The sequence below is a fragment of the Nonomuraea sp. NPDC049129 genome, assembly GCF_040648495.1.
In the GTDB taxonomy this organism is placed as follows: domain Bacteria; phylum Actinomycetota; class Actinomycetes; order Streptosporangiales; family Streptosporangiaceae; genus Nonomuraea.
The window spans coordinates 14,676-29,415 of sequence record NZ_JBEZDU010000023.1 but is presented as its reverse complement, the minus strand read 5'-3'; the positions used below and the strand labels follow the sequence as shown (position 1 = coordinate 29,415).

12 protein-coding genes and 1 riboswitch are annotated in these 14,740 nt (G+C 71.3%); of the genes, 10 read left to right on the top strand and 2 right to left on the bottom strand.

Features of this window, described 5'->3' with window-relative positions:
- Positions 1-84: 84 nt before the first annotated feature.
- Together AB0B64_RS46410 and AB0B64_RS46405 are read right to left on the bottom strand one after the other, a co-directional pair.
- Positions 85-210, bottom strand: a complete 126-nt coding sequence (locus tag AB0B64_RS46410; protein WP_357960069.1) for a hypothetical protein — start codon at positions 208-210, stop codon at positions 85-87.
- A 101-nt stretch (positions 211-311) separates the two neighbouring features.
- Positions 312-4,724, bottom strand: a complete 4,413-nt coding sequence (locus tag AB0B64_RS46405; protein WP_358189291.1) for a cation-translocating P-type ATPase — start codon at positions 4,722-4,724, stop codon at positions 312-314.
- Positions 4,725-4,841: 117 nt separating this feature from the next.
- On the opposite strand from AB0B64_RS46405, the gene AB0B64_RS46400 reads away from it, so the two are divergent.
- From AB0B64_RS46400 to AB0B64_RS46355, 10 genes are all read left to right on the top strand, one after another.
- Positions 4,842-5,570 (top strand): hypothetical protein, encoded by a 729-nt coding sequence (locus AB0B64_RS46400; protein WP_357960075.1) that lies wholly within the window; start codon positions 4,842-4,844, stop codon positions 5,568-5,570.
- Positions 5,571-5,972: 402 nt separating this feature from the next.
- Positions 5,973-6,734, top strand: coding sequence for a phytanoyl-CoA dioxygenase family protein (locus AB0B64_RS46395; RefSeq protein ID WP_357960077.1), 762 nt, complete (start codon positions 5,973-5,975; stop codon positions 6,732-6,734).
- 69 nt (positions 6,735-6,803) lie between these two features.
- Positions 6,804-7,760, top strand: a complete 957-nt coding sequence (locus AB0B64_RS46390) for a phosphotriesterase-related protein (RefSeq protein ID WP_358189267.1) — start codon at positions 6,804-6,806, stop codon at positions 7,758-7,760.
- Positions 7,757-9,055: a cytochrome P450 gene (locus AB0B64_RS46385; protein WP_358189262.1), complete on the top strand. Its 1,299-nt coding sequence runs from the start codon at positions 7,757-7,759 to the stop codon at positions 9,053-9,055. Before AB0B64_RS46390 ends, AB0B64_RS46385 begins: the two co-directional genes overlap by 4 nt.
- Positions 9,052-9,867: an SDR family oxidoreductase gene (locus tag AB0B64_RS46380; RefSeq protein ID WP_357960087.1), complete on the top strand. Its 816-nt coding sequence runs from the start codon at positions 9,052-9,054 to the stop codon at positions 9,865-9,867. Before AB0B64_RS46385 ends, AB0B64_RS46380 begins: the two co-directional genes overlap by 4 nt.
- Positions 9,868-10,037: 170 nt before the next feature.
- The gene (locus AB0B64_RS46375) at positions 10,038-10,901 is read left to right on the top strand and encodes a Gfo/Idh/MocA family oxidoreductase (RefSeq protein WP_357960090.1); all 864 of its coding nucleotides are present in this window, start codon (positions 10,038-10,040) and stop codon (positions 10,899-10,901) included.
- Positions 10,902-10,908: 7 nt separating this feature from the next.
- Positions 10,909-11,029, top strand: a riboswitch (cobalamin riboswitch).
- 72 nt (positions 11,030-11,101) lie between these two features.
- Positions 11,102-12,070, top strand: a complete 969-nt coding sequence (locus AB0B64_RS46370; RefSeq protein ID WP_358189233.1) for an ABC transporter substrate-binding protein — start codon at positions 11,102-11,104, stop codon at positions 12,068-12,070.
- A gap of 11 nt (positions 12,071-12,081) precedes the next feature.
- Entirely contained in the window at positions 12,082-13,080 is a 999-nt protein-coding gene (locus tag AB0B64_RS46365; protein ID WP_357960142.1) for an iron ABC transporter permease, read from the top strand.
- Positions 13,077-13,880, top strand: a complete 804-nt coding sequence (locus AB0B64_RS46360) for an ABC transporter ATP-binding protein (protein WP_357960096.1) — start codon at positions 13,077-13,079, stop codon at positions 13,878-13,880. The genes AB0B64_RS46365 and AB0B64_RS46360 overlap by 4 nt, the downstream gene beginning before the upstream one ends.
- Positions 13,881-13,970: 90 nt before the next feature.
- Positions 13,971-14,621: an adenosylcobinamide amidohydrolase gene (locus AB0B64_RS46355; RefSeq protein WP_357960099.1), complete on the top strand. Its 651-nt coding sequence runs from the start codon at positions 13,971-13,973 to the stop codon at positions 14,619-14,621.
- Positions 14,622-14,740 lie beyond the last annotated feature (119 nt).

The following is a 14,740-nucleotide window of genomic DNA, read 5'->3' as shown; positions in this document are numbered from 1 at the left end:
CCAGTCATGTGCGGCGGGTGGCGGGTGGGGCGGCTGTGCCGTACGGGAAACAAAGGCCCTGACCGGAAGACGCGCGCGGCGAGATCAGGCCAGGCGGAGCGCGGTGCGGCCCGCGAGGGACGTGACCAGCGCCTGGACGATCCGCGCGATCAGCATTTCCAGGAGCATCATGCCCGCCTTCGCGAGCACAGAGGCCAGAAATTCAGACACTGAGTACCTCACATCAGTAAACCTACCGTTATGAGGATAATCAGCCACAAAAGTTGCGATAAGGCCACAATTCAGGTGTCTATATGGTGAACCGCTGATGACTAGCCCGCGCTCGCCCGCTCCATCAGCCCCGCCACCAGCGCCGCCGCCCCGGCGCAGCCCAGCCCGATGGCCCAGCCGAACGGGCCGACCGGACGGCAGCCGAAGACCTGGCTGAGCCCCGGGACGGAGATGATCACCATGAGGGCCGCCAGCGACGACACCGACGCGAGGAACACCAGCCGATCCCCATCCCCCACCGACAGCGTCTGCAGCAGCTGCGCCCCCACCAGGCCGATGAGCCCGACGGTGGACGCGCGGCGCGGTGTGCCCGTCATCCGGCCGAGCAGCCACGCCGCGGTCGCCGCCGCCGCGGTGGTGACCGCGCGTACGTAGATGTCCCGGGTCAGGGCGGCGCCGAGCGAGACCTCCGGCCCCTCGGCGAGCAGCTTCTCCGGGGTCTCGGCGTTCGGCGGGCGAACGGCCACGGCCATGGCGGGCAGCATGTCGGTCAGCAGATTGACCAGGAGCAACTGGCGGGCGTTCAGCGCGCTGCGCCTGGACAGCAGGCTAGAGCCGACCGTGAAGGCGATCTCTCCGACGTTCCCGCCGAGCAGGATGCCGAGCGCGTCGCGGACGGAGCCCCACATCGCCCGGCCCTCGGAGATCGCGTCGATGATCGTCTCGATGCGATCGTCGATCACCACGATGTCGGCGGCGGCCCTGGCGGCCGGGACGGCACGCGGTCCGAGGGCGATGCCGATGTCGGCGAGCCGGATCGCGGGGACGTCGTTGGCGCCGTCACCGGTCACGGCCACCACCTTGCCGGCGCGCCGCAGGCAGGAGACGATGCGGGCCTTGTGCTCGGGCGTGGTACGCGCGAACACCGCCACCTCGGGCAGCACCTCGGCCAGGGCGTCGTCGTCCAGCCGCTCCAGCTCGGGTCCCGTCATCACCCGCTGACCGTTCAGAACGTGGATCTCGGCGGCGATGGCTTCGGCCGTGCTCGGATGGTCACCAGTGATCATGATGACCCGCACGCCGGCGCCCATCAGCCCCTCGACGCTCCGCTTCGCCGTGGGCCGTACGGGATCGGCCAGGCAGAGGAAGCCCAGGAAGCACAAGCGCTGGATGCGGGCCTCGTCGAGATCGGCGCGGCTGGACGCCTCACGCTCGGCGACGGCGAGTACGCGGAAGCCCTGCAACGCCTGCCTTTCCACCTCCTTCTCCAGCTCACGCCTGGTCCTCGGGCCCATGGGCACCTGCTCGCCACCGCGGATCAGGTGGGTGCAGCGGTCGAGGACGACCTCGGGGGCTCCCTTGACGCTCAGCAGGTGACCCGACTCGGACAGGCCGAGCACCGCGTGGTAGCCGCGGGCGGGCTCGAACGGCAGCTCGTCGACCCGGTGCCACTCCCGAAGGCCGTCCTTGGGCGCCACGTGGAGCTTGGCGGCACCGTCCACGACGGCGCGGTCCGTCGGATGGGGGATGGCCCGCCCGCCCTCGAAGCGGGGGCCCGCCCGGAGCGCCGCGCCGACGATCACCTTCAGCTCCGGCGTCAACGTCTCGACCGGCCGGGCGTGGCTTCCGTCCGAGACCTGGCGCAGGCTGATGTGGCCTTCGGTCAGCGTCCCGGTCTTGTCGAAGCAGAGCACGTCGACCCGGCCCAGGGCCTCGATCGTCGACGGGTTGCGGACCAGCGTGTTGCGCTGGGAGAGCCGTTTGCTGGAGGCGAGCTCGGCCACGGTCGCGATGAAGGGCAGCCCTTCGGGGACCGCGGCGACGGCCAGGCTGACCGCGGGGGCGAGAGCCGCGGAAAGGGGCGAGCCGCGCAGCAGGTTGGTCACCATCAGGACCAGGCCCGACCCGATCGCGGCGGGCAGGATGCGGCGGCTCAGCCTGCGCAGCCGCAGCTCCACACCGCTCACCGGCGGCCTCTCGGTGGCCAGCCCGGCGGTCCGGCCCGCCTCGGTCTCCTCCCCGGTCGCCACGACCACGGCCAGTCCGTGACCGGCCGCCACCGTAGTGCCCTCGTACACCATGGATCGGCGATCCGCGACGGCGGCGGCCACGGTGGGCGCCGCGGTCTTGGACACGAGCTGCGATTCGCCCGTCAGCGTGGACTCGTCGATCTCCAGGTTGACCGCCTGGATCAGCCTGCCGTCGGCCGGTACGGCGTCACCGGCGCGCAGCTCGATCACGTCCCCCTTCACCAGGTCGTCGGCGACGCCGGAGACGCCGCCGCCGGGCCTGCGCAGGCGGACCCGGACGGCGGTGACCTCGGTGAGCCGGTGCACCTCCCGGTCGGCGCCGCGCCGCTGCGCCCCGCCGATGACGGCGTCGACCACCATCACGCCGCCGATCAGTACGGCGTCCAGGACCGAACCGACCGATGCCGACAGCCCCGCGCCCGCCGCCAGGACCGGGGTCAACGGGTTGGCGAGCTCCTCCAGAGACGCCATGACCAGGGAGGTGGGCCCGGCGGAATCCGGCCGCGCCGGTTTCGTCCTGCGGCGCTCGGCCTCCCTCTCGTTCAGCCCGTGCGGCGACGTACGCAGCAGGTCGAGGACGTCGGCCACCGCCATCGCGTGCCACGGCGTGCGATCGGCGGGCACCGGCGGCGCCGTCCGCCTGACGTTCCGTCCCACCCACTCCCCGGTGACCAAGGCGGCCACCGAGGCGCAGTCGCGTACCAGGTTCGCCCGCGCCACCGCCGTCGGGGCCGGGCCGAGCACGGCCAGGCCCGCGCCGACGACCCCCGCCGCGGCGGCCACCCGCACGCTGCGCCTGCTGGCCTTCTTCGCGTACGGGACGCAGCGCAGCAGCAGGTGGATCCCGTCGAGGTCGCTGATCACGTCGGCGTCCCACGGCACGCGCCGCGCCCCCCTGAGCACGCCGATGCCCAGGTCCGCCTGGCGCAGGCCGCGCCTCGACGTACGGGACACCAGGGCCACGACGTGTCCTTCGGACTGCAGCGACCGAAGCGCGGCGACCAGCCGGGAGCCGCCGTCGACGACCCGGTCCACACCGAGTCGCGGGCCGAGGTACGCCTCCCCACCGGCCAGGACCACGTCACCGGCGCATTTCGCGGCGGCGACCACGGCTTCGGCCAGCGGGTGGAGCTCCGGCGCCACCCCGACCAGCGCGACCGGGACTCCCTGCCGAGAGACGCTGATCGGCCGGATCCCCTGGCGGCGCCACTTCCGCACCTCCGCGGGCTCGCGCGTCGCCGAGTACGGCCCCGCCGACCAGCCGTCCCGCTCGCGCCGGGCCGCCGGATCGGTGAGGTCGAGCAGCGTGTAGATCCGCGCGTGCAGCTCGTCCAGGCTTTTGTCCACGCCGTGGTCTGTGCCGAGGTTCGCGCCGATGTCCGAGCGGTGGTCCGCGCCGATGTCCGTGCGGTGGTCTGTGCCGAGGTTCGCGCGGTGGTCCGTGCCAAGGTTTTCGCCGAGCGGGACGATGCCGTCGATCGTCCACCCGCCCGTGGTCAGCGCGGCGGCGTCGAGGAGGACCGTGCCGACGCGATCCAGGCGGCCCAGCGCGCGGCGGTGGAGCACCATTCCACCGCGGTTGGCCAGGGCGCGCGCGAGAACGCTGGTGAAGGCGTCCCTGCCGAAGTGCGCGGCCTTCGGGATCCCCGTGATGAGCACGGAGAGCCCCCGCTCGTGGCCGCCGCCCACCACGGTCGTGACCGCCTGCGTCACCACCGTGGCGGTGCTCGCGGCGTTGGCGTACAGCTCGACGGGCCCGTGCGGCAGCGGAACAGGCCGAGGCCGCTCCGCGACCTTGATGTGCCGGTACGCCCCGTCGGCGTCGGCGAACTCCTCCTCGCGCAGCTCCCAGGCCCGCCGCCCGGCGCACGAGTCGACGAAGCGGATGGCCGCCGCGACGGAGTCGACGAGCATCGACACGGGCCGTACCGCCAACGTCTGGGAGACCAGGCGAGTGGACGCGACCACCGCCTCCGCGGTGGGAACGCTCATGTACCGCTCCAGCTCGCGCCGGATCCGCGGGGTGTGCTCGGCCAGCGACAGGACGGCGGGCACGGCCGCCGGCAGACTCGGCAGGCGGGCGACCCGGCCGGCCAGCGCGAGCCCGGTGCCCAGGACGTGCAGGCCGAGGCTCATCGCGGCGCGGGCCTGCTGCTGCACCCCGTCGAGCGCCACCGGGCCACCGGCGCCGTCCAGGTCGAGTTCGTCGACGATGGCCGTGAGCTTGTCCAGATCGGCCGTGGCCGCGTCGCAGCCTACGAACACGCAGCCGAGCGCGCCGTTCACCTCGGCCCGGTCCACCCCGGCCGCGCGCAGCCGGTCTTCGAGGACGCGGGCGGCCGACTCCGTGCCGGGGCCGCCGACGTGCCGCAGTTCGATGCGTACGCCACCCGCGCACTTCTGTATCCGGCGAGGGCGGGGGAGCAGGCTCCGTACCGGCTCGGGGAGCACGCTCAGGACCGTGTCAGCGGAGAACGGCCACATGTCGTCCCCTCAGCGGAACCGTCCGGGCGGCGCGCAGGCTGCTCGGCGGAACTGTCCAGGCGCGCGGGCCGCTCAGAACACGCTGAACCGTCCGGGCGCGCAGGCTACTCAGAACACGTGGCAACCCGGTCTCACCGGCCCGACCGCGCACGCCCGGTGGTGCTCGCCCGAGCACCTCGTGACGTGGTGGAGGAGGCCGTTCTGCGCTGGGAGGAGGCTCTCTTCGAGGAGCCGGTGGTCGCGGCGGCGCTCGTCGAGGAGGTGCTGCGCCTGCCGGAAGCGGTACGCCGACCCGAGGTGGCGGTCCCGCCCGAGGCGGTGCTCTTTGGTGTGGCGGTGCTCCTGGACGTGGTGGTGCTCTTGGATGCGGCGGAGCTCCGGGAGGCGGTGGTGCTCTTCGGTGTGGCGGTGGTCCTGGAGGTGGCGGTGCTCTTCGGCGTGGTGGCGCTCCTGGAGGTGGTGGTCCTGGAGGTGGTGGTCCTGGACGTGGTGGTCCTCTTCGGTGCGGCTGAGCTCCTGGACGTGGTGGCGCTCTTCTGTTCGGTGTCGCTCTTCGGTGTGGCGGTCGCGGCGGTCGCGGTGCGGCTGCGCGCGGCGGAGGTCGTGGCACGGCCGCGGGTCGTGGCGGACGTGGTGCGGCTGCGGGTTCCGGAGGTCGTGGCGCGACGACGGGCGGTGGAGGTCGTGGCGCGGGCGGTGGCGGGCGGGGACGCCTGCGTACCGCGGGCGGGTGTCCCGCTCTCCCCTTGCTGGCCGCGCCGCGCGATCAGCGCACCGGCGCCGATGGCGGCGGCCACCGGCCAGTCGAGCACGCCGAACGCAGCGAGAGCGCCGAGCGCGCCGTAGTACGCGAGGCGCTCGGGCGGCGGAAGGAACGTCCGCGCCACGTCCACGGCGTGACCGAGCTCCCGCCGGGAAAGGCGCGGCAGCCCAAGACGTGGCAAACCCAGATGCGGCATCTCGACGTGCGGCATCCGCAGATCCGGGGGATGGACCTGGACGCTCATCATCGGCAGATCAATCGTTAGTTCTTTGGACGAACGCGCTCGAGACTGGGCAACGGCCATGATTCCTCCCCCATATCGCGGACGTCGAACGCCTCCCCCGCGCGCGACGAACAAGAGTTCCCTGCCCACTTTTATGGCCGTGTATCCGTTTTATGCTTCCCCTTCCGTATTTGAGGGCTCTAGTTGACCGAAGGGGCAAGGGCACTTACCAAGCGCTTGCTCAGGTGCAAGACTGTGGGGCATGGAGATCCCCGTGCGCGCCGCGTCGGACGACGAGGCGGGCTTCTTTCATGAGCACGGATGGGTGCGGCTGCCCGCCCTCGTGCCCCCCGACGCCGTGGCCGAGCTGAGGCAGCGGGCGACCGGCTATCTGGCGGCCCGCGCGAAGGAGCGGCGGACACTGGTGGACCAGGCGTTCGGGCAGTCGCGCGACATCGCCGAGAGCGACGAGGCGTTCCGGACGCTGGCCCTGAGCCCGGCCATGGGCGTGAACGCGACCCGGCTGCTGCACGGTGTGGAGGCCGTGCGCGTGCAGGTCACGAACCTGCTCGTCAAGGAGCCCGGGGAGCACGCGGCGACCGAGTTCCACCAGGACTTCCCGTGGATGCCGATGGACCGCTCGGCGATGCTGACGGTCTGGCTGGCGCTGGTGGACGTACCGGCGGACATGGGGTCGCTGCGCTTCTTCAGCGGTTCGCACCGGTACGGACTGCTCGGGCGGAGCTTCACCCGGACGGGGGACGATCAGCTCAGCCAGCACCCGTGGCTCAAGCAACTGGAGCTGTCGCCGCCCCTTGACCTCGCGGCGGGCGACGCGACCGTGCATCACGCGCTGACCGTGCACGGAGCACCCGCCAACCACCGTGACCAGCCGCGCCTGTCGTTCACTGTCACGTACTTCGACGCGAACGCCCTCTACACGGGCACGCCGTACCAGCAGACGGACGGGCTCGACCTAGAGGTGAACCGGCCGTTCGACCATCCGAGGTTCCCGTGCGTGTGAGCGCCCCAGTCGTACAGATGAGACCAGACGTACAGATGAGACCAGACGTACAGATGAGAGACGACGCCTATGCCTGAGACGGTGAGAGGGCCGGTGGGCGAGCTCGGCGCCACGCTCATGCATGAGCACGTGTTCGGGCTCAGCCCGGAGATTCTCTGGAACTGGCCGGACATCCCGGAAGGGTGGGACCTCGAGCGGCGGGCGAGGGAGGCGGCGGCCAAACTGGACGACCTCCGGGCCGAGGGCATCGACACGATCGTGGACCTGACCGTCATCGGGCTCGGCAGGTATATCCCCGCCGTCCAGCGGGTGGCCGAGCTGACCAGCGTGAACATCGTCGCCGCCACCGGCCTCTACACCTACGACGCCCTCCCCCCGTACTTCGGCAACCGGGGTCCCGGCTCGCTGTTCGGCGGGCCTGATCGGCTCGCGGAGTTCTTCGTACGGGACATCGTTCAGGGCATCGGCCGGACCGGGGTCAAGGCGGGCATGCTCAAATGCGCCACTGACCATCTCGGCATGACCAAGGGGACCGAACGGGTGTTCCGGGCGGTCGCCGAGGCGCACCTGGAGACGGGCGTGCCCATCACCACCCACTCGCACAGTGCCTCCAGGGGCGGCCTGGAGCAGCAGCGGCTGCTCGGCGAGCTCGGCGTCGACCTCACGAGGGTCGTCATCGGCCACGCGGGCGACTCGACCGACGTCGCCTACCTGGAGGAGCTGGCCGCGAACGGCTCCTACCTCGGCATGGACCGCTTCGGCATCGAGACGCTCTCGCCGTTCGAGGACCGGGTGTCGATCGTGGCGACGATGTGCGCGCGCGGCCACGCCGACCAAATGGTGCTAAGTCACGACTCGTACTGCTTCAACGATCGCTTTGACGCCGAGGTCGTACGGCAGCGCCACCCGAACTACCACCTCCTGCACATCTCCCGCGACGTCCTGCCCGAGCTGCGCAAGAGAGGCGTCACCGAGGACCAGATCCACCAGATGCTCGTCGACAATCCCCGGAGGATCTTCGCATGATCGAGGGCACGACCGACGGGACGCTCAAGGACGCGACCGATGGCACGACCGGCGGGACGGCCGGCGGCACGAGCTACGGCGCGACCCACGGCACGATCGGGGACGCGATCGAGGACTTCGACGTCGGCTCGGATTGGCACGTCGCCTCGCCGTACGAGTTCCTCGGCAGGCTGCGCCGGGAGCGGCCGGTGTTCCGCAGCGAGCACCTCGGCGCCTATGTGCTGACCCGGCACGCCGACGTGCGCGCGGCGTACGGCGATCCGAGGCGGTTCTCCTCGGAGGGCTCGCTGACCATCTCCCGCAGCCTCACCCGTGAGACGCGCGACAGGCTGGGCGAGCACGGGTCGTTCCTGTCCAGCTTCGTGGCGAACGTCGATCCGCCCGACCACACCAGACTGCGGCGTTCGGTGTCGAAGGCGTTCACGCCACGGGCGGTCTCGGCCATGGAGCAGCACTTCCGGCGGCTCAACGAGGACCTGCTCGACCGCGTGGCGTCCAGGGGCGAGGCCGACTTCGTGTCCGAGATCGGGCACGAGCCGTCGATCAAGCTGACCGCCCGGTTCATCGGGGTGCCCGAGTCGGACGAGGGGTTCGTACAGGCGCATGTGAAGGACTGGTTCCAGCTCTTCCTGTCGCCGCAGCCGCCCGACCGCCAGCTCGAACTGGCCGACAGTTTCCTGACCTATCTGGATTACGTGGATCGGCTGGTCGCGGCCCGCGCCAAGGAGCCGCGCGACGACTTCACCTCGCTCATGACCTCGCTGATCGGCTCCGAGCTCAGTCACCGCGAGGTGGTGGAGCTGATCTCCACGATCCTGCTCGGCGGCAACGACACCGTGCCGAACCAGCTCGCCAACAGCGTCCTGCGGCTACTGCGCGAGGACGCCTGGCCAGTCGCGCCGCCGCTGATCCAGAACGCGGTGGAGGAGTGCATGCGCATCGACGGCGCCTCCCTCGGGTCGTTCCGGTACGCCACCACGGATATTTCGCTACACGACGTGATAATTCCGGAAAAGTCGTTGGTACTCCTCTCCACCGACTCCGCCGCCCACGACGAGACCGTCTTCCCCGACCCGGACCGGTTCGTCATCGACCGGCCCAACGCCGACGCCCACATGGTGTTCGGCTACGGCATCCACTTCTGCGTGGGCGCCGCGCTCGGCCGACTGCAGCTTCGGACGGCGCTCGACGTGCTCGGCCGCCGCCTACCCTCGCTGAGGCTCGCCGACGAGCCCATCGTCTACCGCAAGTCCCTCGTGGGCCGGGGGCTGACGGCTCTGCGGGTGACGTGGTGAGTGCCGCGCCGGGTCGGTTCGATGGGCGGGTTGCCCTGGTGACGGGCGCGGGGTCGGGCATCGGCGCGGCGTGCGCGTCGCGCCTGGCCGCCGAGGGTGCCTGCGTGGGCGTCCTGGACGTGCACGCGGCGGGGGCCAAGTCGGTCGCCACCGCCATCCGCGCCAGGGGCGGCACGGCCACGGCGCTCGTCTGTGACGTGTCGGACGAGAAGCAGGTGGCCGAGGCGATCGGTGACCTGCTCGCCTCGTTCGGCCGCCTGGATATCGTCCACTCCAACGCGGCCGCGCTCGACCCCGGCACCTACGGCCGCGACCGCGACCTCGAGGACCTCGACGTCGCCGTATGGGACCGCACGATGGCGGTGAACCTGCGCGGCTGCCTGCTCATGGTCAAGCACGCGGCCCCCGTGATGGCCGACGGCGGCGCGTTCGTCGTCACCTCGTCGGTCTCGGGCCTGCTGGGCGACGTCGCGCACGTCGCGTACGGCACCTCGAAGGCGGCGCTGACCGGTTTCGTGCGCTATGTGGCCACCAAGTACGGCTCGCGCGGCATCCGCTGCAACGCCATCGCGCCCGCACTGGTCCTGACCGACGCGGCCGCGCAGGCCCTCGGCCGGGAGCGGCTGGCCGACAAGGCGGCCGAACGGCTGCTGCCCTGGGCCTGCACCCCGGACGACGTGGCCGACCTCGTCGCCTTCCTCGCCTCGGCTGAGTCCCGGTGCATCACGGGACAGACCATCGTCATCGACTCCGGCACGGTGGCCCACCGCCCTGAACACGCCCTGCGCCAATGGCGCGACGCGGCGGGGTGACCACCGGAATTCCCCGGAGCGGTCCGTCACACGACTGTCTCGATCCCTGTGACGGTTTGTCGTGGCAGGAGTCCCTCGGAGCGGACACCCCTGCGGGGGAGCGGAAGCCCGGATACCCGGAGAACATTCCTAGGAACCGCATTAGGGTTGTGGCGGATCAAGGGGGATGAATGGAGCCGGTGTCGGTCGGGTTGGTCGGGGCGGGGCCGTGGGCGGAGCGCGCGCATGCGCCCATGCTGGTCAACAGCCCGCATCTCCGGTTCGCCGGCGTGTGGGCTCGGCGTCCGGAGGCTGCCGCTCGGCTGGGGGCGCCGGTGTTCGAGCGGGTCGAGGAGTTGTTCGAGGCGTGCGAGGCCGTGGCGTTCTGCGTGCCGCCGGGCGTACAGGCCGAATTGGGGGTGCGCGCGGCGAAGGCCGGGAAGGCGTTGTTGCTGGAGAAGCCGCTCGCCGACTCGCTGGAGAACGCGCGGCGGCTCGCCGATGCCGTGCGTGAGGCCGGTGTGGCCTCCCAGATGGTGCTCAGCATGCGTTATATGAAGCAGGTCAGGGAGTTCCTGGCGCGCTGCGCGGAAATCGAGGCGTTCGGCGGTCACGCCGCGAACATCTCCGATGTCCTGCTGGGCGGCCACCTCTTCGGCACCCCGTGGCGGCTCGAGCGCGGGGCGCTCCTGGACGTCGGGCCGCACGTGGTCGACCTGCTCGACGCCGCGCTCGGCCGGGTGACCGGCGTGCGCGCGCACGGCAACCCGCTCGGCTGGACCGGACTGCTGCTCGATCACGAGGGCGGCGCGGCCAGCGAGGCGTCGCTGTGCATGGCCGCCGCCGGTGACCTGCCGCCGGCCAGTGTCGCGGTGTACGGCAGGACGGGCAGCGCGACGCTGCTGCCCAGTGATGACGACGATCCGTTCGAGACCATCGCCGAGGAGTTCGCGCGGACCGTACGCCAGGGCGGCGGCCACCCGCTGGACGCGGCCCACGGGCTCAGGTTGCAAGAGATCATCGCCGAGGCGGAAGCCCAATTGGGCACCCCTTGACTTAACGCGCATCTGGCGCATTGATAGCGTCTGTCCGACGCGCAGAGTTGCAGCGAAGTCCGGTGCGAGTCCGGCGCTGTCCCGCAACTGTCATAGCCAGGTCGCCTGCCTCCGCGCTGACGTCATCAACCCTCGTGGAAAAGGGTGATCCGTCGCTCTCAAGCGGGTCTCTCGGTTCCGACAGTGTGAAAGGACTTCTCGTGAGGCCCGTACGCACGGCCTTCGCGGGCGCGCTGCTGGGAACGCTCGTTCTGGCCGGATGTGGTCAGACCAGCACTACCACCACCCCGTCACCCGCGAGCCCCACCGGCACGACCGGCACGACCGGCTCGACCAGCTCCGCCGCCTTCCCCGTGACGGTCGAGGCGGGCAACGGCAAGGTCAGCATCGCCAAAAAGCCGGAGCGGATCGTCTCGCTCTCCGCCAGCCATACCGAGACGCTCTTCGCCATCGGCGCGGGCCCCCAGGTCATCGCGGTGGACGACCAGTCCAACTACCCGGCCGGTGTCCCCAAGACGGACCTGTCCGGCTTCAAGCCGAACGTCGAGGCCATCGTCGCCCAGAAGCCCGACCTGGTGATCGTCTCCAACGACATCGACGGCATCGTCGCCAAGCTGGGCAAGGTGAACGTGCCGGTCCTCCTGGAGCCCGCCGCCACCAAGCTCGACGAGGCGTACGACGAGATCACCGACCTCGGCGCCGCCACCGGCAACACCGAAAAGGCCGGACAAGTCGTGACTGGCATGAAGACGTCCCTCGACAAGCTCTCGGCGAACGCCCCCAAGGACAAGAAGCTCACCTACTACCACGAACTCGACCAGACCCCCTACGCGGCGACGTCCAGCACGTTCATCGGGCAGATCTACGCCATGTTCGGCCTCACCAACATCGCCGACAAGGCGCCGGACCCGGCGGGCGGCTACCCCAAGCTGTCGGCGGAGTTCGTCGCCCAGGCAGACCCGGACCTGATCTTCCTGGCGGACGTGAAGTGCTGCCAGCAGAGCAAGGACACGCTGGCCAAGCGCCCCGGCTGGAAGGGACTGTCGGCCGTCAAGGGTGACCAGGTGATCCAGCTCGACGACGACATCGCCTCGCGCTGGGGCCCGCGGGTCGTCGACCTGGCACAGACCATCAGCGACGCCGTCGGCAAGGCGGCCACCCGCCAGTGAGGTCCAGACCGATGTGGACGGCGGGCGCGCTGGCCGTGCTCGCCGTCTCCATGGTCGCCGGGCTGCTCGGCGGGGCCGCCGACATCTCGCCGTGGCAGGTGGTGCTCCAGGCGCTCGACTGGCTGCCGTACGTACACGTGGACTCGGGGCTGGCCCCCGTGGAGCAGGGGCTGCTGTTCGAGCTGCGGCTGCCCAGAGTGCTGGTGGCGGCCGTGGTCGGCGGACTGCTGGCCATCGCGGGGGCCGGCTACCAGGGGGTGTTCCGCAACCCGCTGGCCGACCCCTATCTGCTGGGCGCCGCGGCCGGAGCCGGGCTGACCACCACCGTGGTCATCGTGCTCGTGCCGACCCCGGCCGTCGGCATCCCGGTGGCCGCCTTCGCGGGTGCGGTCGGCGGGGTGTTCCTCGCGTACGTGCTCGGCAACACCGCCGGGCGCTCGGGCGGCACCGCCACGCTGGTGCTCGCCGGGGTGGCCGTCACCTCGTTCCTGACCGCGATCCAGACGTTCATCCAGCAGTTCAAGGTCGAGCAGTTGCAGCGCATCTACTCCTGGATCCTGGGCGACGTGGGCGGCGGGTGGGACCAGTTCTGGCTGGTCCTGCCGTACGCCGCCGTCTCGGCCGTGCTGCTGCTCGCGCACGGGCGGATGCTGGACGTGCTCTCGGTGGGGGACGAGGAGGCCACCAGCCTCGGCGTCCGCGCCGGGCGGGTACGGCTGGCGGTACTGCTCGCCGCCTCCCTGGCCACCGCGGCGGCCGTGGCGGTGAGCGGGCTCATCGGGTTCGTCGGCATCGTCATCCCGCACGTGGTCAGACGGCTGGCGGGCGGCTCCTACCGGATCGTGCTGCCACTGTCGCTGATCGGCGGCGCCGCCTTCCTCGTGCTCGCCGACCTGGTCGCGCGCACCGTCATCGCCCCCGCCGAACTGCCCATCGGGGTGGTCACCATGTTCGTCGGCGCGCCGTTCTTCGTGGCGGTCCTGCGCATGACCCGGCAGACCGCCACATGACCGCCGACACGGCCCGGCCGGCCCGGATGATCGAGACGAGCGGCCTGTCCGTACGGCTCGGTGAGCGCGAGGTGCTCAGCGACGTCGACCTCTCCGTACGGCGCGGCGAATGGCTGGCGATCATCGGCCCGAACGGCGCCGGAAAGTCCACCCTGCTCAAGGCCGTCATGGGCGTCGTCGCCCACCGGGGCGACGTCACCGTCGGCGGCCGGGCCGCGAACACGCTCAGGCCCAGGGACCGGGCCAGGCTGGTCGCCTACGCCCCCCAGACGCCCTCGCTGCCACCCGACATCACTGTGTACGACTACGCCCTGCTCGGCCGCACCCCGTACATCCCCTACCTCGGCAGCGAGAGCCGCCACGACAAGGAGGTCACCAGGTCCGTGCTCGAACGCCTCGACCTCACCGAGTTCGCCGCGCGCCGGCTGGGGGAGCTGTCCGGTGGCGAACGGCAGCGGGTGGTCCTGGCCAGGGCACTGGCCCAGGAGGCGCCCGCGCTCCTGCTCGACGAGCCAACGACCGCGCTCGACCTCGGGCACCAGCAGCAGGTGTTGGAACTGGTCGACCGGCTCAGGCTCGCCGACGAGCTGACCGTGGTGACGACGCTGCACGACCTGACCCTCGCCGGCCAGTACGCCGACCGGCTCCTCCTGCTCGCCGGCGGCCGGGCCATCGCTGCCGGGCGGCCGGGACAGGTGCTCACGGAGGCGCTGGTCGGCACCCACTTCGACGCCCGGGTGGAGATCGCGCCGGGTCCCGGAGGCCGGCCCGTGGTGCACCTGGTCAGGGGTGTCTCGTGAAAGTGGCGTCGGCCTATCGGGTCGAGGATGTCGTCCTGAAGGGGATCTGGTGGCCTACCGGGTCGAGGGCGTTGTCCTGAAGGGGGTTTCGTGGAGCTGACGTATCGGGTCGAGGACGGAGCGCGGCTCGGGTCGCTGCTGTGGGAGTTCGGGCCGGGGTGGCGGATGATCTCGTCGGCGCTGCTGGGCGGGGGGATCGGGGAGCGTACGTGGGTGCTGAACGCGCAGGTCGTGGCGGGCTACTCGCGGATGGACCCGGTCGAGCACCTGCTCGATCTCGGGCCTGATGGCAGCGGGGTGGGGATGATGACCGCCGCCTCGGTGGAGCGTTACGCGCGGTCGGTGGACGGCGGCGCGGAGGTCGTGGCGACGGTCGGGTTACGCGTCCCCACCTGGGCGGCCGCCCCCGAGGGCGCCACCGACCCCGAACTGGCCCCGATGCTCGCCACCCCCGCGCCGCCCGTGGGGACGATCAACCTGATGGCCGTGGTGCCGGTCGCGATGACCGACGCCGCCCTGGTCAACGCCGTGATGACGATGACGGAGGCCAAGTCGCAGGCGCTGATCGAGGCGGGCTTCCCGTGCACCGGTACCGCCTCGGACGCCCTGTGCCTGGCCGTACGCGTTGAGGGGCAGCAGGAGCTCTTCGGCGGCCCGCGCTCGACCTGGGGCGCCCGCCTGGCCCGCGCCGTCCACTCCGCCGTCCACCAGGGCGCTGCCTCCTGGCGCCCCCGGAGCTAGGACGATGGTCCCCCGGGGTGGTTCGTCCCACGACCGCCTCGATCTCCTGTGACGGGCCGTGGAGGTTGGTGTCCTTGTGGAGGGATGCCACCTTCGGTGGGATCCGGGGGCGGGGAAGA